This is a genomic window from Streptomyces sp. NPDC057280 (genome assembly GCF_042668605.1).
Taxonomy (GTDB): Bacteria; Actinomycetota; Actinomycetes; order Streptomycetales; family Streptomycetaceae; genus Streptomyces.
The window spans coordinates 51,825-71,761 of sequence record NZ_JBHUYR010000006.1 but is presented as its reverse complement, the minus strand read 5'-3'; the positions used below and the strand labels follow the sequence as shown (position 1 = coordinate 71,761).

At 70.0% G+C, this 19,937-nt stretch carries 22 protein-coding genes; 18 read left to right on the top strand and 4 right to left on the bottom strand.

The genetic code is table 11. From position 1 onward, the window contains the following. Positions 1 to 297: 297 nt before the first annotated feature. Complete coding sequence (locus tag ACFUO4_RS30395) at positions 298 to 1,542, top strand: serine/threonine-protein kinase (protein WP_383490876.1); 1,245 nt, start codon at positions 298 to 300, stop codon at positions 1,540 to 1,542. Between the two features lie 87 nt (positions 1,543 to 1,629). Here the strand turns inward: ACFUO4_RS30395 and ACFUO4_RS30390 are convergent, their stop codons facing one another. Both ACFUO4_RS30390 and ACFUO4_RS30385 read right to left on the bottom strand, forming a co-directional pair. After that, positions 1,630 to 2,091: a hypothetical protein gene (locus tag ACFUO4_RS30390; RefSeq protein ID WP_383490874.1), complete on the bottom strand. Its 462-nt coding sequence runs from the start codon at positions 2,089 to 2,091 to the stop codon at positions 1,630 to 1,632. A gap of 221 nt (positions 2,092 to 2,312) precedes the next feature. After that, the gene (locus tag ACFUO4_RS30385; protein ID WP_079307919.1) at positions 2,313 to 2,687 is read right to left on the bottom strand and encodes a VOC family protein; all 375 of its coding nucleotides are present in this window, start codon (positions 2,685 to 2,687) and stop codon (positions 2,313 to 2,315) included. 424 nt (positions 2,688 to 3,111) lie between these two features. On the opposite strand from ACFUO4_RS30385, the gene ACFUO4_RS30380 reads away from it, so the two are divergent. Continuing rightward, positions 3,112 to 3,870, top strand: coding sequence for a class I SAM-dependent methyltransferase (locus ACFUO4_RS30380; RefSeq protein ID WP_383490872.1), 759 nt, complete (start codon positions 3,112 to 3,114; stop codon positions 3,868 to 3,870). 39 nt (positions 3,871 to 3,909) lie between these two features. On the opposite strand, the gene ACFUO4_RS30375 is transcribed toward ACFUO4_RS30380, so the two are convergent. Next, entirely contained in the window at positions 3,910 to 4,347 is a 438-nt protein-coding gene (locus ACFUO4_RS30375) for an Lrp/AsnC family transcriptional regulator (RefSeq protein ID WP_079307915.1), read from the bottom strand. 179 nt (positions 4,348 to 4,526) lie between these two features. Between ACFUO4_RS30375 and ACFUO4_RS30370 the strand changes: the two genes are divergently transcribed. The 14 genes from ACFUO4_RS30370 to ACFUO4_RS30305 all read left to right on the top strand — a co-directional run bounded on the left by ACFUO4_RS30370 (position 4,527) and on the right by ACFUO4_RS30305 (position 17,227). Continuing rightward, a complete protein-coding gene (locus tag ACFUO4_RS30370) occupies positions 4,527 to 5,801 on the top strand; it encodes an ArgE/DapE family deacylase (RefSeq protein WP_383490869.1) in 1,275 nt (424 codons plus the stop codon). 62 nt (positions 5,802 to 5,863) lie between these two features. Beyond that, positions 5,864 to 6,394 (top strand): hypothetical protein, encoded by a 531-nt coding sequence (locus ACFUO4_RS30365; RefSeq protein ID WP_383490867.1) that lies wholly within the window; start codon positions 5,864 to 5,866, stop codon positions 6,392 to 6,394. A gap of 266 nt (positions 6,395 to 6,660) precedes the next feature. Then, a complete protein-coding gene (locus ACFUO4_RS30360) occupies positions 6,661 to 6,966 on the top strand; it encodes an MSMEG_0570 family nitrogen starvation response protein (protein ID WP_383490865.1) in 306 nt (101 codons plus the stop codon). A gap of 5 nt (positions 6,967 to 6,971) precedes the next feature. Beyond that, a complete protein-coding gene (locus ACFUO4_RS30355; RefSeq protein ID WP_383490863.1) occupies positions 6,972 to 8,279 on the top strand; it encodes an MSMEG_0569 family flavin-dependent oxidoreductase in 1,308 nt (435 codons plus the stop codon). Positions 8,280 to 8,353: 74 nt separating this feature from the next. Then, positions 8,354 to 9,169 carry an amidohydrolase family protein gene (locus ACFUO4_RS30350; protein ID WP_383490861.1) on the top strand — a complete coding sequence of 272 codons (816 nt, stop codon included), beginning with the start codon at positions 8,354 to 8,356 and terminating at the stop codon, positions 9,167 to 9,169. Positions 9,170 to 9,216: 47 nt separating this feature from the next. Then, positions 9,217 to 9,747, top strand: a complete 531-nt coding sequence (locus ACFUO4_RS30345) for an MSMEG_0572/Sll0783 family nitrogen starvation response protein (RefSeq protein WP_079307909.1) — start codon at positions 9,217 to 9,219, stop codon at positions 9,745 to 9,747. A gap of 10 nt (positions 9,748 to 9,757) precedes the next feature. Continuing rightward, on the top strand, positions 9,758 to 10,849 hold the full coding sequence (locus ACFUO4_RS30340) for an MSMEG_0568 family radical SAM protein (protein ID WP_383490859.1): 1,092 nt from the start codon (positions 9,758 to 9,760) through the stop codon (positions 10,847 to 10,849). Next, the gene (locus ACFUO4_RS30335; RefSeq protein ID WP_383490857.1) at positions 10,846 to 12,288 is read left to right on the top strand and encodes an MSMEG_0567/sll0787 family protein; all 1,443 of its coding nucleotides are present in this window, start codon (positions 10,846 to 10,848) and stop codon (positions 12,286 to 12,288) included. Before ACFUO4_RS30340 ends, ACFUO4_RS30335 begins: the two co-directional genes overlap by 4 nt. Next, a complete protein-coding gene (locus ACFUO4_RS30330) occupies positions 12,285 to 13,136 on the top strand; it encodes a carbon-nitrogen hydrolase family protein (RefSeq protein WP_383490855.1) in 852 nt (283 codons plus the stop codon). The genes ACFUO4_RS30335 and ACFUO4_RS30330 overlap by 4 nt, the downstream gene beginning before the upstream one ends. After that, positions 13,133 to 13,969 (top strand): carbon-nitrogen hydrolase family protein, encoded by an 837-nt coding sequence (locus ACFUO4_RS30325; protein ID WP_383490853.1) that lies wholly within the window; start codon positions 13,133 to 13,135, stop codon positions 13,967 to 13,969. Before ACFUO4_RS30330 ends, ACFUO4_RS30325 begins: the two co-directional genes overlap by 4 nt. Continuing rightward, positions 13,966 to 15,078, top strand: coding sequence for an MSMEG_0565 family glycosyltransferase (locus ACFUO4_RS30320; RefSeq protein WP_383490851.1), 1,113 nt, complete (start codon positions 13,966 to 13,968; stop codon positions 15,076 to 15,078). Before ACFUO4_RS30325 ends, ACFUO4_RS30320 begins: the two co-directional genes overlap by 4 nt. Before the next feature lie 25 nt (positions 15,079 to 15,103). Then, complete coding sequence (locus ACFUO4_RS30315) at positions 15,104 to 15,493, top strand: VOC family protein (RefSeq protein WP_383490849.1); 390 nt, start codon at positions 15,104 to 15,106, stop codon at positions 15,491 to 15,493. A 366-nt stretch (positions 15,494 to 15,859) separates the two neighbouring features. Then, on the top strand, positions 15,860 to 16,591 hold the full coding sequence (locus ACFUO4_RS30310) for a hypothetical protein (RefSeq protein ID WP_383490847.1): 732 nt from the start codon (positions 15,860 to 15,862) through the stop codon (positions 16,589 to 16,591). Between the two features lie 378 nt (positions 16,592 to 16,969). Continuing rightward, positions 16,970 to 17,227 carry a hypothetical protein gene (locus ACFUO4_RS30305; protein WP_383490845.1) on the top strand — a complete coding sequence of 86 codons (258 nt, stop codon included), beginning with the start codon at positions 16,970 to 16,972 and terminating at the stop codon, positions 17,225 to 17,227. Between the two features lie 207 nt (positions 17,228 to 17,434). Here ACFUO4_RS30305 and ACFUO4_RS30300 read toward each other — a convergent pair whose 3' ends face one another. Continuing rightward, complete coding sequence (locus ACFUO4_RS30300; RefSeq protein ID WP_383490843.1) at positions 17,435 to 18,160, bottom strand: NAD(P)H oxidoreductase; 726 nt, start codon at positions 18,158 to 18,160, stop codon at positions 17,435 to 17,437. Between the two features lie 59 nt (positions 18,161 to 18,219). On the opposite strand from ACFUO4_RS30300, the gene ACFUO4_RS30295 reads away from it, so the two are divergent. Both ACFUO4_RS30295 and ACFUO4_RS30290 read left to right on the top strand, forming a co-directional pair. Next, entirely contained in the window at positions 18,220 to 19,155 is a 936-nt protein-coding gene (locus tag ACFUO4_RS30295; RefSeq protein ID WP_383491559.1) for an AraC family transcriptional regulator, read from the top strand. Positions 19,156 to 19,289: 134 nt separating this feature from the next. Further along, complete coding sequence (locus ACFUO4_RS30290) at positions 19,290 to 19,799, top strand: hypothetical protein (protein WP_383490841.1); 510 nt, start codon at positions 19,290 to 19,292, stop codon at positions 19,797 to 19,799. Positions 19,800 to 19,937: the final 138 nt, after the last annotated feature.

Here is a 19,937-nt window from a genome sequence, read left to right as displayed (position 1 = left end):
AGGCGTGACTGTGGCGTGCGGCGATGCCATGGCCGATGAGTAGATACACGTCGGCTGGAAGGCCGCAATTGAGGACCACGCGCAGGACCTCTGCAGGCCGTTGAGGTGAGCGGCACCTCGACCGCGGCGGTCACGGTCGAGCACCCTCACTGCCGACCACGTAGGTGATGAGGTGTGACAGACCTGTGCTCCGATGCGCTGTAGCAGGTGGGTCAGGCGCGCCCCCGTCGCCTGAGCAGTAGGCTTGGCCCCGCGTTCCGAATGGCCACAAACCATGCCAATCGGATCGGTAAGGGTATGAACAGCATGGTGATCGGGGTGGGTGTGCAGGAGCTGCTGGCAGGCCGCTATCAACTGCAGGAGCTGCTGGGCCGCGGCGCGATGGGCGAGGTGTGGCGGGCGTCCGACGAAGTCCTCGGGCGCCGCGTGGCGGTCAAACTCCTGCGCGCCGAAGAGGCGGCGGACGCCGAGCGGTTCCGCCTCGAGGCACAGACCGCGGCCCGGCTCAACCACCCCAATGTCGTGGGGATGTACGACTTCGGCTCCCACCGTGACCAGCTCTACCTGGTCATGGAACTCGTCGACGGCTGGAGCCTGGCCCAGGAGCGTTCGCTGCGCGGCGTCCTGCCCCCGGCAGAGGCCGCAGCCATCGCCGCCCAGGCAGCCGCCGGACTCTCGGCGGCACACCAGCAGGGTGTGATCCACCGGGACATCAAACCCGCGAACCTGATGCTCGCCACCGACCGCACGGTGAAGATCGCCGACTTCGGGATCGCGCGCTTCGCCGCCGCCGACAGCACGCTGACCGCGACGGGCAAGATCCTCGGCACCGCCGACTATCTCGCGCCCGAACGGGCCCTGGGCCGCTCCGCCCAGCCCGCCTCCGACGTCTACTCCCTCGGCTGCGTGCTGTACGAACTCCTCACCGGGCGCCCCCCGTTCAGTGGAGCGACCTCGCTGGCCGTGGTACAGCAGCAGGTCAGCACCACCCCAGCGCCGCCCAGCCGACTGCGCGCCGAGATACCGCAGCCGCTTTCCGACCTCGTGTTGCACCTGCTCGCGAAGGACCCGGCCCACCGGCCCACCGCCGAGCAGGCAGCCGACCGGCTCGCCGGCCGACACGGGACACCACGGCCGCCCGGGACGGACGGCACCGCCCTGATGTCCGTCCCGCCCACCCCGTCGGCGCCCGCGCCGCCGACCCACGAGGCCCGCACCACCGTCAGGCACTCCCGTCCCCGCGGCGGACGCAAACTGGCCTCGAAGGCAGCCTTCTACGGCACCGGCCTCGTCCTGTTCAGCGCGGCCGTGGCCGTCGGTGCATCGCTGAACGCGGGCGACGACGACCCGGCCCCGTCCCCGTCTCCCACTCCCATGGCCGCCACTTCAGCACCCCCGGCCGACGTCGCCCCGACGTCGACGCCTCCGGCTGCCGACCCGCCGACGCCGACGCCGTTGCGGGAACGCGATGACGAAGAGCGCCACAAGCGCCCGGGAAAGGACGGCAAAGGAAAGGGCAAGGGCCGTCACTCAGACCACTGACCGCCGGCGAAAGGGGCCTTGTCGCCGAGTCTGAACTCGGGTTGCTGTCTTCGCCGCTGGCAGGGCTTGATCCTCGCCGCACCCCCCTCAGCAGGCGATGACGTACCAGACCGGAGTCCAGTACACGTCGTTCCTGTCGGGGGCGACGCTGGAGAACATCCACGCGCCGTTCACGTCGTAGAAGTTCGCTCTGGTGCCCGGCGTCTGGTTGTTGTGGAGGGAGCCCCAGCCCACGAGATCGGGCAGGGTGTAGGTCGTGTTGCACGTGGTGTAGTCGAATCTGTTGCCGTTCGCCCCCTTCCCGCAGATGTAGTAGTACGCGCAGTTCAGGGAGTCGGCAGCCAAACCGGACCGGGTCGCCTCGGGGGTGACGGCGTTCCTCATCTGGGCTGCCGTGAGCGGCGGTTGCCGGAATCGTTCGGAGGTGAGGATGCCGGTGTGGCCCAGCTCGCTGTCGGTGCGGGCGGCGGCTGTGCCGTCGAGACCGAGTACCGAGGTCGCGATGGCGGCCACGGCGAACAGCGATGCGGCCGACTTGCGCAGTGTCATGAGGAGTCCCCTCCCGTGTCCCGTCAACTCACCTACATGGCAAGGACGTTGGCGGTCCTTCACTTTCGGGCACGGGGGCATGTCAGGCAACCCCCGCAACACCAGGGCAGCGTTCCGGGCGCGGCGAGGGCCGGCTTCCGGGTCCGTCACGCGGTGAAGCCCGGCCGGGCGCGCTGATGGGGCGCCCGGCCAGGTCCTAGCCTGCTTTTCAGATGGGGGCTTTACAGATACGGGCGGGTGATCAACTCGATCGCGTGACCCGAGGGGTCTTTGAAGTACACGCCTCGACCGCCGTGCTCGTTGTTGATCTCGCCGGGGCGGCGCATCTGGGGGTCGGCCCAGTGCTCGATGCCGCGATCACAGAGCCGCCGATAGGCGCGGTCGAACAGTTCGTCGTCGAGGAGGAACGCGTAGTGCTGCATCTGGATCTCCACCGGCGGCTCGGCGAACTGCAGGAGCACGCCGTCGGTGAGCTGGATGTTGGTGAACGGGCCCCAGGACGGTGCTTGTGGGAGTTCCAGCAACTCCCGGAAGAACCGGGCTGATTCGTTGCGGTCCTTGGCGGCGATGATGGTGTGGTTGAAGGTGGCTGGCATGCGGCTGACCTCATTGCTGTCCGGCAGGGAAAACGGGCTCGCGGTGCGCGAGTGCCGGGAGGTCCGCGTGCGGAACTGAGGGGGTGCGTTCGGCGCACCCGCCGTACGATCAGCCCTCCACCGGGTGGCCAATCCGTGTGTGGCGTAGCGCCGGTCCGGTGTTCACGTCGGGTGACTCTAGTTGATCAGAATGACTGCCACAACAGGGAAGCCATCAGCCGCAGTTGACTCATCGGGCGGCCTGGCCGGGCACGAGCGCGAGGCCACGGTTGCCGGTGGTGCGGCGCCGTCGGAACTCGCGGAGAAGAGCAGCCAGGCGTGGGCGTAGGGGAGCGCTTCCTCGTACGGGCGTTGAGCAAGCCGCATGACCTGGCCTCTCGACCCCGGCGCGCCTACGCTCGCATGCGGTCGAGAGGAGAACCGGATGGACCGGACCGTACGCACCGTCGAGGACGTTCTCTCACTCCTGGACGGCTTGTTCGCATCCCCGTCCCGAGGCCACCGTCTGGCGACCGGTGACGGCCGGGATTTCTGGGATCGCTTCTACGCCGACCGGTCAAGACCGGTCCCGTTCTTCGTGGCGAAGCCGGACGAAAACCTGGCCGCCTGTGTCGAGCAGGGCCTGGTCACTCCCGGCCGAGCCCTGGACCTGGGCTGCGGAGCCGGCCGAAATGCTCTCTTCCTCGCCTCACACGGCTTCGCGGTGGACGCGGTCGACCTCTCCCCGGTGGCCGTCGCCTGGGGTGAGGAACGGGCTCGCGAGGCGGGCGTCGAGGTCCGCTTCCACTGCGGCGACGCCTTCACTCTCTGCGCGACCGAGCTGATCGGCCCGTATGACCTGGTCGTCGACTCCGGATGCTTCCACCATCTGCCGCCGCACCGCCGGGTCAGCTACTTGAGCCTCCTCGATCGCGTCCTGGCCCCCGGCGGCCACCTGGCCCTGACCACCTTCGCTGCGGGCGAAGGAGGCGCGGGCTCGGAGCTCGCCGACGCCGACCTCTACCGCGAACGCGAGTTGCACGGCGGCCTGGCCTACACGCCCGACTCACTGCGCTGGATCTTCTCCGACCTGGCAGAGGTCGAGCTGCGCCGCATGCGGCAGGAGCCGCCCGACTCGCCGCTCTTCGGCGTGACGTTCTTGTGGACCGCGCTGTTCCGACGGGAGGCAGCGCCTGAGGCGTGACTACGGTGGCCGGCCTCGCCTGCGGCTTCGCCGTGAGAGTCACACGCGAGGCCGGTTCAAGAGCCGGGAAAGCACGATGGCGCTCTCGGTCCGTTCGACCGGAGCGGTGGCGCGCACGCGTTGGATGGCCTGTTCCAGGTGGGGGATGTCTTCGGCGAGCATGTGGACGACTGCGTCGGCGGCGCCCGAGACGGTACAGGCTTCGACGACCTCGGGGATGGACTCCAGGGCTTGGCGCAGTTCGGCGGGGGTGGGATTGCCGGTGCAGTAGACCTCGACGAAAGCCTCGGTGTGCCAGGCGAGCGCCTGGGGGTCGACGAGCGCGGTGAAACCGCGGATCGCGCCGGTGGCCACGAGGCGGTCGAGACGCCGCTTGGCGGCCGGCGCGGACAGCCCGGCCGCCTTACCGATCTCGGCGTACGTGGCCCGTGCGTCGTGCAGCACGTACCGGATGATCGCTTGATCGATGGCGTCCATGACCTCACTCCTGAACTCCGGGGCGTCGGAAACTGCGGCGCGGCGCAAGAAATAGCCACAGGCCCTCTGACATTGCAAGAAAGCGACAGCAGGCAGCAGTAAACGGCGATTGCTTGCGTTGTCCGCCGAACATAGTCTCCGGCTTGTCCTGATGTCACATACGGGGAGCACGGGTGAAAATGACAGCAGTTCTGAGCGATGTGGAGGCCTCGGCCCTGGCCGCGGTGGACGAGGCGGTCATCGCCCGGTTGCTGCTGGAACTTCTCGCTGTTCCGAGCGTGACGGGGAGCGCCGCGGAGTCAGAGATTCAGCACATCCTTGCCCGGCATCTGGAGCGGATGGACCTCGATGTCGACCTGTGGCCCATGAACCTGCCCGAGCTGCGTGACCATCCCGGCTTTCCCGGCAGTGAGGCCCCGCGCACCGAGGCTTGGGGCCTGGTGGGCGGCACGGTGCCTCAGGGCGGCGGACCGACGCTGATCCTCCAGGGGCACGTCGACGTCGTCCCCTCCGGAGACCTGGCGCGTTGGGAGGGCGACCCCTTCCGCCCCCGGGTGACCGGAAACGTGGTGCACGCACGAGGAGCCTGCGACATGAAGGCGGGAGTGGTGGCGATACTCGCCGCCCTGGCCGCGATACGGGAGGCGGGCACAAGGCTCCGCGGCCAGGTGTCCGCGCATTTCGTGGTCAGCGAGGAGGACGGAGGACTCGGGGCGTTCGGCACCCTCCGACGCGGCCACACCGGCGACGCCTGCATCATCGCCGAACCGACCAGTGGCGCGATCATGACCGCGAACGCCGGCGCCCTGACCTTCCGCATCCACGTACCCGGCCGGGCCACCCACGGCAGCACCAGATACGTGGGAGTGAGCGCCATCGACGCCTACCTGCCCATCCACCGCGCGCTCGCCCGGCTGGAAGCCCGCCGCAACATCGGCGCCGACCCGCTCATGTCCGAATACCCCATCCCGTACCCGCTGTCCGTCGGGACCGTCCATTCCGGCGACTGGGCCAGCAGCGTGCCCGACCTCCTGGTGGCCGAGGGAAGACTGGGCGTCCGGCTGGGCGAGGACCCGGCCCAGGCACGCACCGAACTGGAGGCGTGCGTGGCCGAAGCCTGCGCGGCCGACCCCTGGCTGCGCTCCCACCCCGCCACGGTGACATGGCCCGGCGGACAGTTCGCCAGCGGACGGCTGCCGGGCGGGCATCCGCTCGCGGCCCGGGTAGCCGACGCGCACGCCGACGTCACCGGCGGCCCGCGACCTTCCGAGCGAGGCGCCCCCTACGGCAGCGACCTGCGCCTGTACGCCGGAGCCGGCATCCCCACGCTGCAGTACGGCCCCGGCGACGTACGCCTCGCACACGGTCCACAGGAACAGGTCCACCTGAGCGACATCGTCACCGTCACCCGGGCCCTGGTGCTCGCCACACTGCGCACGGTCGGCAGCGAGTAACTGCCGCGGCGAGCCTGGAAGCGCACGCGCAACGGCACGCCTGTGTGGCGCATGATGAGATCGTGCGCGCTCACCTTTCCTACCAGCCCCAGGACGAGCGGCAGGCCTCGTCCCTCGCCGCCGCCCTGTCGCGGGCCGGCGCCGACATCGTCCGCAGCGCCGACGCAGACAGCGACGCGGCCGGGACGGACGCCGTCGTCCTGCTCTGGTCGTACGCCGCCCAGGCCGCCGGTGCCGCCACCCGCGTGGAAGGCGAACGTGTCGTACCCGTCCGCCTCGACGACTGCCCGCTGCCGCCCCTGCTGAGCCGCCTGCCCCAGGTACGCCTGGCCGTCGGCGTGACGGACACGGCGGCGGCCGCCATCGCGCGCCTCGCCCTGACCGGCACATCCGCCGGCGGTCAGAGGACTGAACCGGAACTCCCCGTGGTCATCAGCGACTTCGGCCCTCTGGGCCAGTACGAGACGTGTCCGCGGTGCGGTGCCGGAAGTGACCGGCTGCGCCCCTACGTCACCGTCGACCACCACCACGACCGGGCCCTGCGCCTCGTCATCTGCGGTTCGTGCGGCTGGCAGGACCACCGAGACCTCTGACCATCCCGCGCCGGGAACTCGGGGAGTAGGGAATTCGGGGAGTCGGGGGACTGGACACTGGCCCGTGGCGCACCAGCGGCCATCGCGGCCCGGGCCGGCGGCCCGCGATGACGAGCTGAGCGCCGCATTTCCGTTCCACCGGCGTGAGGTCTTGGCAACTCCCCTTTATTCCGGATGACTTCGTTCGGAAATTCCCGAGGGCTGGAGTTGGTCTCCATGGACAGCGGCGAGGTGTCGAGACCTCGGCGCCCGGCATGGAGGATGTCATGCCCGAGATGTATTTCCAGGTGCGCTGGCCCGATGGTACGACCCAGCGCTGCTATTCCCCCTCCACGGTGGTCGAGGACTTTTTCGTTCCCGGCGGCCAGTACGGACTCGTGGATTTCGTCGAGCGCAGCCGTGCGGCACTCGGTATCGCCGGGGAGCGCGTGAAGGCGAAGTACGGCTTCTTCTGTACCGGTGCCTCCGACCAGCTCGCGCGGATCGAGCGGACCGCCGCCGGGTACGCCACCGTCAGCGATGCGAAGGTCACGGTCGAATCCCTGACCGGGGCCGACGGGGCCGTACGGTGAGCCCGGTGGCCCCGCTCGCCGGCTCGCACTATCCGGTGGTCGTCGTCGGCGGCGGTCAGGCGGGGCTCTCGATGAGCTACTGCCTCGGCCGACGCGGTGTCGGGCACGTCGTCATCGAGGCGAACCGGGTCGGGCACGAGTGGCGTGCGCGCCGCTGGGACTCCTTCTGCCTGGTGACCCCCAACTGGCAGTGCAGGCTGCCTGGTTATCCGTATCAGGGCGACGACCCGGACGGGTTCATGGGCCGTGACGAGATCGTCCGGTACCTGGAGGGCTACGTCTCCTTCTTCCGGCCGCCGCTGGTGGAGGGTGTGACGGTCACCCGGCTGCGGCGCTCGCCGACGGGGGTGTTCGAACTGTCCAGCACCGCCGGGGACTTCACCGCCGAGCAGGTGGTGGTCGCCACCGGCCCCTACCACACGCCGTCCGTCCCGCCGATGGCCCAGCGCCTGCCCGACGGCATCACCCAGGTCCACTCCTCCCGATACCGCAGCCCCGGCCAACTCCCCGAGGGCGCCGTCCTCGTGGTCGGCACCGGCCAGTCCGGCTGCCAGATCGCCGAGGACCTCCACCTCGCTGGGCGCCAGGTGCACCTGGCCGTCGGCAGCGCCCCCCGCGTGGCCCGCTTCTACCGCGGCCGCGACTGCGTGGCCTGGCTCGACGACATGGGCCACTACGACAAGTCCATCGACGAGTTCGACGACGCCGGCGCCGTACGCATGCGGGTCAACCACTACGTCACCGGACGCGACGGCGGCCGCGACATCGACCTGCGCGCCTTCGCCCGCGACGGCATGCGGCTGTACGGGCGGCTCACCGCGATCACCGGCACCGACCTGGAGTTCGCCGACGACCTCAAGGTGAACCTCGACCACGCGGACGCCGTCGCGGAGGGCATCAAGGACGCCATCGACGCGTACATCGCCGCGCACGGCATGGACGCGCCGACCGAGCCCCGGTACGTCCCGGTGTGGGAGCCGGACGGGCAGCGGCGCGCACTGGACCTGGAGGCCGCCGGTATCACCTCGGTGATCTGGTCGACGGGCTTCAGGCGCGACCACCGGTGGATCGAGGCCCCCGTCTTCGACGGCCGCGGCTACCCGATGCACTGGCGCGGCGCCACCAGCACCCCCGGCCTGCACTTCCTCGGTCTGCCCTGGCAGTACTCGTGGGGCTCGGGCCGCTTCGAGGCGGTGGGCCGGGACGCCGAGTTCCTCGCGGACCACATCGACGCCTCGCGCCGCCTGGCCGACGTGTGCGGCACGCTCACCGGAGCGCCCAGCGACCTCGCCTCCGCCCTCCCGATCGGCTGAGGAACCACACCGTCCGGCGGAGCGACAACCCCATACGGCTGCGGAACCACACCACGCGGTAGAGGAACCACACCATGGTCCACGACGCACACCGCCACATCGGCGTCCTGCCCGCCTATCCCTTCTACGGTGGCCCACCCGTCAACCCGGACACCACCGCCCGCGCCACCGTCAAGCAGCTCATCGCCGACCTGGACGCGGAGGGCACCGAACGGGCCCTGGTCATCCCCAACTACGGCGTCCCGGACCCCGCGATCGCCTTCTCCTTCAACGAGCTCGCGCTGGAAGCCGCGCAGAGCGACGACCGCATCCGGGCCGGACTGTGGGTGTCCCCGCGTCCGGAGGACGCCCAACGCACCGAAGAGGCACTCCAGTTGGCGGGCGAGCCCGGCGTCAAGGCCCTCAAGCTGAGCTTCCTGCTGGGCGGTCGCCCCACCGACCCCGCCTGCCGCCCCCAACTCGACCGCATCTTCGCCGAGGCCGCCCGGCACTGCCTCGTCGTCCACGTCCACACCTCTCCCGGCGCCGCCTCCGACATCGACGAGGTCGGCCACCTCGTCGACTGGTACGCCGACCGAGTGCCCGTCCATCTCGTGCACTTCGGCGGCGGGATGAGCGGCCATATCAAGCTCGTCGGCTCCCGGTTCTTCGACTGGATCAGCGCCGGCAAGCGCGTCTACACCGATCTCTCCTGGGCCATCGGCTTCACTCCCCGCTGGCTGGCCCAGGAGATCGAGCGCCGCGGCATCGGCCACGACCGGGTGCTCTTCGCCAGCGACCAGCCCTGGGGCGACTTCACCGGCGAGTACGCCCGCCTCGCCGAAGCCACCGGCGGCGGCCAACTCGGTGACCTGGTCTTCCGGGACACCTTCGCCACGCTCTACGACTGACCGACCCCGACTCTCCACTCCCTTCCCGTCCGCACAAGGAGACAGCCATGTCCGAATCCGCCGTCACCGCCGAACTCTCCGACGTCGAGCAGAAGTCCCTCGACGAGATCCCGCACCCCTCGCTCCCCGAGGGCACCAGCATCTACGGCTCCACCAAGGTCTTCCCCGACTACCAGGCCGAGAACGGCGAGACCTACTTCACCCTCGTCCACGGCATCGCCCACGAGTCCTCGGTCTCCTTCGTCGCCGTCCTCCAGGCCACCCGCGCCCTGCGCAAGGGCTTCGAGACCGCGATCTACTTCTACGGCCCCGGCTCGCTCAACTGCCTCGCCACCCGCGGCTTCCCGACCACCGGCAACTCCGCCTTCCCCGGCGAGCACAACATCAACAACCAGCTCAAGACGTTCATCGCCGAGGGCGGCAAGGTCTTCTGCTGCCGCTTCGGCCTGTCCCTGCACGGCGCCCGCGAGGAGGACCTCATCGAGGGCGTCATCCCCACCCACCCCCTCGACGTCCAGGACGCGCTGATCCACTACGCGCGCAAGGGCGCCATCATCAACTCCACCTACCAGCTGTAGGGAGCACGACGTGAGCGTTGGCACCGGGAACAGCGGTACGGCGGTGGACGTGCGGATCATGACCCGCGCCGAACTCGCCCTGCGCGGCGTCGCGTCGGACGCGCCCGTGCGGCGGCCGGACGGCGCGGGGCCCAGCGACGACGGACACGTCCTCGTCGACGGTGCCAACGCCGCGCTCCCACGCAACCCCCACAGTCCCTACTCCGTGCGCGACGGCAGGGTGTGGCTCGGCGACGAGGACACCGGAATCTCCCTCACCTCCGTCCAACGACCCAAGTTCTACGACCTGACCACCGCCGACGGCATCCGGTACGAACAGATCGCCCGCCTGCACGGCTCGGACGTCCTCGCCACCACCGTCGTACAGACCTGCATCCGCTACGCCGAGTCCGACCGCTGCCGCTTCTGCACCATCGAGGAGTCCCTGCGCTCCGGCGCCACCGTGGCCGCCAAGACCCCGGCACAGCTCGCCGAGGTCGCCGAAGCCGCCGTACGGCTCGACGGCGTACGGCAGATGGTGATGACCACCGGCACCACCACCGGACCAGACCGCGGCGCCCGCACCCTCGTACGGTCCGTTCGGGCGGTGCTGGCGGCCGTGCCCGGCCTGCCGATCCAGGTGCAGTGCGAACCGCCCGGCGACCTCGCCTGGATCCACGCCCTGCACGACGCCGGGGCCACCGCCATCGGCATCCACGTCGAGTCCCTCGACGACGCGGTGCGCCGACGCTGGATGCCCGGCAAGTCGACGGTCCCGCTGGCCGACTACGAGGCCGCGTGGGACGAGGCGGTGCGCGTCTTCGGACCGAACCGCGTGTCCACCTACCTCCTCGTCGGACTCGGCGAAGACCCCGACGAACTGATCGCGGGGGCAGGCGAGTTGATCGACCGCGGGGTGTATCCCTTCGTCGTCCCGTTCCGCCCGATGAGCGGCACTCTCGCCGCCCGCGACGGCGTCCGTGCACCGAGCACGGAACTCCTGACGTACGTCACCGAGGGCGTCGCCGCGAAGCTGCGTGCCGCCGGGATGAGCGGCGCCGACCAGAAGGCCGGCTGTGCGGCGTGCGGCGCCTGCAGCGTCCTTCGGACAGCGGGCGGGTGAGCGCCGTGAACCTCGACGGTTCCGTGACCGTGGCGGCCGTGGACGATCCGCAGGACATCCTGGCCCTGCTGGGCGACCGCAGCACACTCGCCCGCCGACCCGCCTTCCACATCGAGGAGGCGGACGGCACGGCGGACATGACCGCCTACCGGGAGCTGCGCCGCGCCGCCTTCGTCCAGGAGCAGCAACTCTTCGCCCACCACGACCTGGACGACCACGACACCGACCCACGCACCGTGGTCCTGGTCGCGAAGGACCCCGAGGGCACCGTGGTCGGCGGGGTGCGCCTCGGCCCGGTCGACGACGGCCCCGACCTCGGCTGGTGGCAGGGCGGGCGCTTGGTTGTCGCCCGCCGGGCCCGCGGCCCGCACGGCATCGGCGCGGCTCTCGTCCGGGCCGCCTGCGCCCGTGCCGAGGCGGAGGGCGTGCTGCGCTTCGATGCGACCGTCCAGGCGCGCAACGAGGTGCTGTTCCGGCGGCTCGGCTGGCAGCGGGTGCGGGACACGACGGTCGCGGGCGCTCCGCACGTCCTCATGCGGTGGCGGATCGGCCGCATCGCCGCCCTCGCGGCGGCGACGAAGTCCCCCCTCGGGCCCCTCCTCACCGCGCTGGCCGCGCCCCCGGGCTTCATCGGTGACGACGGCGCCCCCGTACCCGGCACTGACGTGATCGCTGCCTGCGACGCGATCGTGCCGTCCATGGTCGAACGGGACCCCGAGTGGGGGGGCTGGTGCGCGGTCCTCGTGAACGCCAACGACCTCGCCGCGATGGGCGCAGCCCCGCTCGGACTGCTGGACGCGGTCGGCGCCCGCGACGCCGCACACGCCGCCCGCGTACTGACCGGACTGACCAGCGCCGCAAAGGCGTACGACATCCCGGTGCTCGGCGGACACACCCAACTCGGCGTCCCGGCCGCCCTGTCGGTGACCGCGCTCGGCCGCACGGGCCGGCCGGTGCCCGGTGGTGGCGGCCGCCCCGGACACGCCGTACGCCTCACCGCCGACCTCGGCGGGAGCTGGCGCCGGGGCTACCGGGGCCGTCAGTGGGACTCGACCAGCCACCGCCGTACGGACGAACTGCGCACCATGACCGGCGCGGTGGCCGCCGCACAGCCTGCCGCCGCCAAGGACGTGTCGATGGCAGGCATCGCCGGCACCCTCGGCATGCTCGCCGAGGCGAGCGGCTGCCGTGCGGTGCTCGACGTGGCCGCCGTACCCCGGCCGGAGACGGCGACGGTGGGGGACTGGTTCACCTGTTTCCCGGGCTTCGCGATGCTCACGGCCGACGAACCGGGCGCACCGCCCCTGCCCGCCGGACCCGCCACGGGTGCGGTGTGCGGGGAGCTCACCGAAGGAGAAGGCGTCGGGCTGCGCTGGCCCGACGGAGAGATCACCGAAGCGGTCATGTCCACCGTGACCGGGATGGGGACCGCCGCATGAGCACCCTGCGCATGGCCGCCGTCGCCGCCGAGTTCGGCCGCGACCTGGAGGAGGACTTCCAGCTCGCCGAACGGCTGATCAAGGAAGCCCGGGAGGAGGGCGTACGCCTGCTGGCGCTGCCCGAAGCATGCCTCGGCGGGTATCTGCTCAGCCTCGACGACTCCGCCGAACTCGACGAGGGCCCGCCCGCGCTCGCCCTCGACGGCCCCGAGATCCGCCGACTGGCCTCCCTGGCCGGGGAGATGACGGTCGTCGCCGGATACTGCGAAGCGGCCGGGGAAGCCCGCTACAACAGCGTCGTCTGCGTCACCGGCGACGGCGTCCTCGGCAACCACCGCAAGGTCCACCAGCCCCTCAGCGAGGACGCCAGCTATGCCTCCGGGGACCGCTTCGACGCCTTCGACACCCCGGTCGGCCGGATCGGCATGATGATCTGCTACGACAAGGCCTTCCCGGAGTCCGCCCGCGCGCTCGCGCTCGACGGCGCCGAGATCGGGGTCTGTGTCTCCGCCTGGCCCGGATCCCGTACGAACGCGGCCGCGGACCTCGTCAACGACCGCTGGAAACGCCGCTTCGACCTCTTCGACCGGGCCCGCGCGCTGGAGAACCAGATCGTGTGGCTGTCGGCCAACCAGTCGGGCACGTTCGGGTCGCTACGCTTCGTCGGCAGCGCCAAGGTCGTCGACCCCGGTGGCGAGATCCTCGCCGACACGGGCGTCGCCGCCGGCGTCGCCGTCGCCGAACTGGACGTCGCACAGGCACTGGAGACCGCCCGCCGGTCGATGGGGCACCTGCGCGACCGACGGCCCGAGACCTACGACGTACCCACAGGAGCAGTCAGCCCATGAGCACGATCCGGATCGCGGCTGCTGCCGCCCACTTCGGCCGCGACCTGGAGTTCGACCTGGCCCGCATCGCCAAGCTCATCGACGATGCCCGCGCCTCCGGCGCCGGTCTGCTGGTCCTGCCCGACGCCGCGCTCGGCGGCTACCTCGCCGACCTGCGCCACCCGGACCCCGACGCCCTGCCGCCGGCCCTGAAGCCTGACGACCCGCTGATCCTCCAAGTGGCCCGCCTGGCCGCCGAGATGGTGGTCTGCCTCGGTTACTGCGAGGACGGCGGCGACGAGCGTTACAACGCCGCGGTCTGCGTCAGCGGCGACGGGGTCCTCGGCCGCCACCGCAAGGTCCACCTGCCGGCCGGCGAGGTCGCCGCCTACGCACCCGGTGACCGCTTCGACGCCTTCGACACCCCCGTCGGCCGCATCGGCATGCTCATCGACTACGACAAGACGTTCCCCGAGTCGGCCCGTTCTCTGGCGTTGGACGGCGCGGAGATCCTCGCCTGCCTCTCCGCCTGGCCCACGTCGATCACCAACCGCGCCCCGCGCATGGCCCAGGACCGCCAGGCCAAGCTCTTCGACCTGTACGACCAGGCCCGCGCCGCCGAGAACCAGGTCGTCCTCGCCTCCTCCAACCAGACCGGCGCCATGGGCGGAATGCGGTTCCTCGGCCAGTCCAAGGTGGTCGGCCCGGGCGGTGACATCCTCGCCCGCACCTGGTCCAAGGCCGGCCTCGCGGTCGCCGAGATCGACGTCGCCGAGGAGATCGAGCGCGCCCGCCGCATCCTGCGCCACCTCGACGAACGCCGTCCCGACACCTACCGGGAGGACCCGTCGTGAAGATCGCTCTGCTGAGCTACTCCACCAAGCCGCGCGGCGGCGTCGTCCACACCCTCGCCCTCGCCGAGGCGCTCACCGCGGCCGGGCAGGACGTCACGGTGTGGACGCTGGGCCGCGGCGGAGACGCTGGCTTCTTCCGTCCGGTCGACACCGCTGTGCGCCTGCGGATCGTGGCGTTCCCGGACGGCCCGCCCGAGGAAACGGTAGGCGAACGCATCCTGCGTTCCATCGCCGTCCTGGGCAGAGCCTTCGAGTCGTTCGCGGCGGCGTACGACATCGTCCACGCCCAGGACTGCATCAGCGCCAACGCGGTCGGCGGCCGGTGCGTGCGCACGGTCCACCACATCGACCACTTCACCACCCCCGAACTGGCCGCCTGCCACGAGCGGGCCATCGTCGAGCCGTACGCGCACATCTGTGTATCGGCCGCCGTCGCCACGGAACTGGCCGACGGCTGGGGCATCGAGGCGGCGGTCATCCCCAACGGAGTGGCCTACGACCGTTTCGCCACCACCGAGCCGGCCGCCCGCGCGAACTGGCGTGCCCGTCTGGGGCGTTACGTCCTCACCGTCGGCGGCATCGAACCCCGCAAGGGCTCGCTGGACCTGCTGGAGGCTTACGCCCTGCTGCGCTCCGCCCACCCGGACGTACGGCTGGTGATCGCGGGCGGCGAGACCCTCTTCGACTACCGCGACTACCGAGCCCGCTGGGAGGCCCGCGCAGCCGAACTCCGCGTCGAACCCGTTGTCTTGGGTCAGGTCGCCGAGGACGAGCTGCCACCCCTGGTGGCCGCCGCCTCCGCTTTCGCCTTCCCCTCCGTCAAGGAGGGCTTCGGACTTGCCGCGATGGAGGCACTCGCCGCGGGAGTTCCGCTGGTCGTCCGCGATCTGCCCGTCCTGCGCGAGGTGTTCGACACCGCCGCCCGTTTCGCGACCACGTGCCAGGACCTGGCCGCCGAGCTCGGCGCCGCGCTCACGGACGACACCCCCAGGCGCAGGGAGAAGGGCCGCCGACTCGCAGCCCGCCACACCTGGACCACCGCTGCGGAACGCCATCTGGCGTTCTACGACTCTCGGCTGAGGGGCGCCGAGGCTTTCGGGCGACCCTGACGAGGGGGTTTGAGAGGATCGACCCATGGCGGACTCATCCATGCAGATCAATGCCCTCATCGTCGATGCCACGGACCCCGAGCGACTCGCTGCTTTCTGGTCCGAGCTGCTCGGCAGGCCGGTCGTGGGCCGCACGGGCCCCTACGTGTGGCTGCGGCGGGAGAACGACCTGGGTCTGGGCTTTCAGCGGACCGCCGAACCCAAGTCAGGCAAGAACCGGATGCACTTCGACGTCACCTCTCCCGACCCCGCCGCCGAGCAGCAACGGATCGAGGCCCTCGGCGGGCGCAGGCTGGAGAAGTACGACGACGGCGGGTTCCTGGTGATGGCGGACCCTGAGGGCAATGAGTTCTGCGTCATCCCTGAGGGCCCCTTCGGACTCGACGACGAAGGGCGCGCGAACTACCTCGACTGACACCCGAAGCTTGACGGCAAGCCGGCCCCAGGGGCTCCACCTGTGGTGCTGGAGAGGCCGCCTGGCGTGGGCCGCCCCGGGGTGACGGCCTGGCGCCGGCTGCCGGACTGTACCGAGGCCGGCGTCTGCCCACACCTGCACACCGACCTGCCGACCGAACCGCGCCGCGCCGGCCTGCTGGATCCGAGAACCGCTTGATCGTCGACCGTCACGGAACCCCGACGGGGACCGGGGCTATGAACGACTCCGCACCCGCTATGAGCGACGAGCCGACCCCCATCAAGGCATGCTCGAACCCGCCTGCGGGATCATCTGCCTCCGACGGCTTCTGAAAGCAGTGGACGTGCAGCAGTAGGCTCCTGACACGTGACCTCTTCTCCCCATGGCGTACCTGTGCCACTCCGCCATGAGCCCCGTCCGGAGACCAGGCAAGAGGCGGACGACGACGCGTTGATCAAAGCTCTGCAGGCTCGGGCATGGGATCCGGGCCTGCGATTCGACCGCGCGGACGTCCCTGTCGCGTGGATCATCGAGCGTTATGGCAAGCCCCGGTTGGACCGGATACAAGACGACATCGTTTCGTATGGCAATGACGGCACGGTTGAGCTCAAGGCCGAGACCGAGGAAGTGGCCGACTACTACGCCGACGCTCCTCGCGGGCCGCTGTTCCCTCCGATCTCCCTGTCGGACGTCGAGAAGGCAGAGCACAGAATCGGACGACGTCTCCCTGAGCTCCTTCGGCGCCTCTACTCCGAGGTCGCCAACGGAGGATTCGGACCCGATGGCGGGCTTGCCTCCCTGACCGACGGCAACCGGGCCCCAGGGCACGTTCGCGATTGGCCGTGCGCGGCCAGCATCCACGAACGCAACCGATCAGAGGGCATGCCACCATCGTGGCTCTTTCTCACCTACGGCGGCTGCACGATGGAATGGCATGTCTCATTGAGCGCAGTCGACAACCCAGTGCTTCTCTACGACGCCGACGGTTACACCGCCGACGAAGGCCCTCATGACGGCCTTCGCCACGCCACCGCCTCACTACGCACATGGCTGTGGACCTGGGCTTACGGCGGTGACGTCTGGGATGAAGTCCAGTGACTTCCCTTATGAGCAGGCGTGACGACGCGCGCCCATTCAGGCAGCACTCCGGCAGATTTCGCAGGTGTCCGCCAGACCGCGTGACCAGCTCTTTGGACGTCGTCTCATTTGGTCAGCCTGTGCGACGATTCGCCGGCCAGTGGAAGACATGAGCGGGGGCGCGATTCGATGCAGTACGTCAGTCTCGATGCGCAGGTCGGTGACGTGTCAGGGGTCTTGGACCCGTCTCGCTACCTGAGCTGCCTACCCTCGATCTCCGGTGACCTGCCGCCAGGCGCCCGGGCTTTCGCCACGGACGCGGACCACTACGACTTTCGGAGCAGACGATGTGTCAAGGACCTGACCATTCGGGCTGCCCGGGGCGCCGGTGGTGAGGCGATGGAGGTCGAGTTCCAGCACAGTTGCTGCAAGCATGACGAAGACCTGCTGATCCGCTACGCAGGGGTGTCGAGCTACACCATCGACCCCGTCGGCAACGGCCGAGGGACGGACCTCGGGGCTCTGATTCTCGACGAGATCCTGCCGCACGAGGATGGCTGCAGCCACGAAATCGCCTGCTGGGACGGCACTCTCACGATTGTCTGCCGTGACCTTCAGGCGACCTGGACTGAGACCGCCTGCTCGAGGGAGTCGTAGGCGCGACAGGTCGTGGGGATTGTCGAGCGGCTGGTGCCGGATGGGTTGTTCACCGCACCGCCGATGAGCCGTTGCCCGTGACAGCCCCCGGTGGTGAGAAGAGCCACGTGCCGTGCGGCCCGCATCGCCGCTTCGTTGATGCGGGCCGTCTTATCGATCGGGTGCGGGCTGAGGATCACCCCGTCGGGTGGGAGCCGGTGTCTGTCCTCAGGCCGTCGCCAACTCCGCCGCTAGGAACTCTTCCACGGCCTTCTGCGCGCGACGGTCGAACTCGGCATACTGCGCCTCGCGCTCGGCTCCCGCAACCGCGTCGCCGACCAGCAGATTGCCCTCGGCATCGACGCGCTGCGGGCGCTCCTCGGCGTCGGGGAGCAGGGCGACGGACGAGTGGGAGAACCCGCAGTAGTAGGCGATGCCCTCGCTCAGATTGGTCTCCAGCAGGGCCTGCATTCCCTCGGTGACGGGGTCCTCGGAGGTGGCGCCGGCCAGGCCCAGCCACAGTATGCGCTTGCCCGCCAGGCGCGGCTTGCTGCGGCCGTAGGCGAACCCGTAGTTCCACACGCGATCGATCCAGCCCTTGAGGAGGGCGGGCACGTTCTGCCAGTACACGGGGAACACGGCGACGACGACATCGGCGTCGAGAACGCGCCGCATATGGGCTTGGACTTCGTCCGAGTACGGCTTCTCCCGGTTGCCCCAGTCGGGCTGGTCCGCCACGTTCATCCGCGGGTCGAACCCCTCGGCGTGCAGGTCGAGCAGGTCGACGCGGTATCCGGCGTTCTCGAGTCGCGCGGCGGTCCGGCGGGCGGTGTGCGCGGTGAGGGAATCGGCCCGATGGTGTGCGACGACGACAAGTGCGGTCCTGGCAGCGCTGCTGCGGTGCGACACGTCTTCTCCCGGCTGGTCTCGGTCAGTTCGACCAGTCCAGTACATCCGTGATCCATTAGACGATCCATAGGGGAAACGCTCTGATGCATAGGAGTTCGTCTACGATCGTATCCGTGGACCCATTGAGTACGCTGCTCAGCGGCATCCGGGCCGAGGGCTCGGTCGTCTGCCACGCCGTGCTGGAAGCACCCTGGACCATCCGCTTCGTCGACGGCGCCCCGCTCACCATGGTCAGCGTGCTGCGCGGCGGAGGCGTCCTGCTGCTGCCCGACGGCAGCCGACAACCGGTCGGCGTCGGGGACACGGCCATCGTGCGCAGCTCCGACCCGTTCCACCTCGTGGACCATCCGGACACCCCCGACCGCCCACACGTCGAGTACGAAATCGCATGCTTCACAGGGGACGCCGAATGCACTGCCGAAGACCTCGGCGGCATCCGCTGGGGCAACGAACCGGACGGAGCGACCGCACTGATCGTGGGCGCGTACCGCGCCTCGGGCCATCGCCATGAACGCCTGCTCCGAGCCTTGCCGCCCGTACTCGTCGTCAACGAGGACACCGAGGTCTGCGCCTGGCTGGAGACCGCCGCCGCCGACGCCGCCCAGCGCACGGCCGGCTCCCAGGCGCTGATGGACCGACTGCTGGACTGGGCCCTGGTGTGCACGCTGCGTACCTGGTTCGAGCAGGCAGGCTCGGAAGCCCCCGCCTGGTATCGCGGCCTGGCCGATCCGATCCTCGCCCCCGCTCTCGAAGCCTTCAACGCCCGGCCCTCCAGGAGCTGGACGGTAGAGGCGCTCGCCACCGAAGCCGGCGTCTCCCGCGCGCTGTTCGCCAAGCACTTCACCAAGGTCATGGGCCGCCCGCCACTGACCTACCTCACCGAATGCCGTATGGACGAGGCCGAGGGACTCCTGTCCGACACCGACTCCTCCATCGCTCAGATCGCCAAGTCTGTCGGCTACGCCGACGCCTTCGGATTCAGCGCCGCCTTCAAACGCCACCGGGGAGTGAGCCCCAGCGCCTTCCGCGCCCACAACTGAGTTCGACGGCGAGGCGGGCGTCCTCGTCGGGCTTCGTCACTTCCACTGCCGGTCGGGGCGTGTCGTCGGCGTAACGACGCCTGTGACACTAGTGACAGGACCGCGACAAAGAAGCCCACAACTGTCGGTGGAGCATGCCGGTCTCACCCTGCGTGGACGGCAACGACCGGCCGTCCCGCCACAACATCACCAGGGGGAACACCATGAAGTCGATCCGCCACAAGGCAGTCACCGCCGGCGCCCTCGCCGTCCTGGCACTCGGCGGCACGCTCGCCGCGACCACTCCGGCCTCGGCCTCCACCGCCGGCGCCTACAACGGGGCGTGCGGCGCCGGGTACGAGGTCTTCATGTCGACGCCGATCAACTCTTCGCGGACCACCGTGGCAGCGACCACCTACGTGGCCTACAGCTCCGCGGACAAGCAGTGGTGCGCCGTCACCGTACGCAACAAGCCCGGTGCCCGCGTGTTCATGGAAGTCACCCTGGACACCTGGCCGACGAGCAGCTCCACGGCGACGGACGCCGGCTCGTACACGACCTACGCCGGCCCGGTGTACAAGGCCCTCCCCGAGCCGGGCCAGTGCATGACCTGGAGCGGTTCGATCGACATCTACTACAACTCCGACCGTGGCCTGTGCCCGTGACCTGCCCCTCCTCCAGCGGAGTACCGGCGTGTGCCCGGCCGGTCTCACGCTGCAGGGGGTCTGCGTCCGCGCGGTGAGCGGGCTCTCGGCGCACCGATGAGTTTGAGTGTGCGGGGCGGTCCAAGTCGGTACACCTGA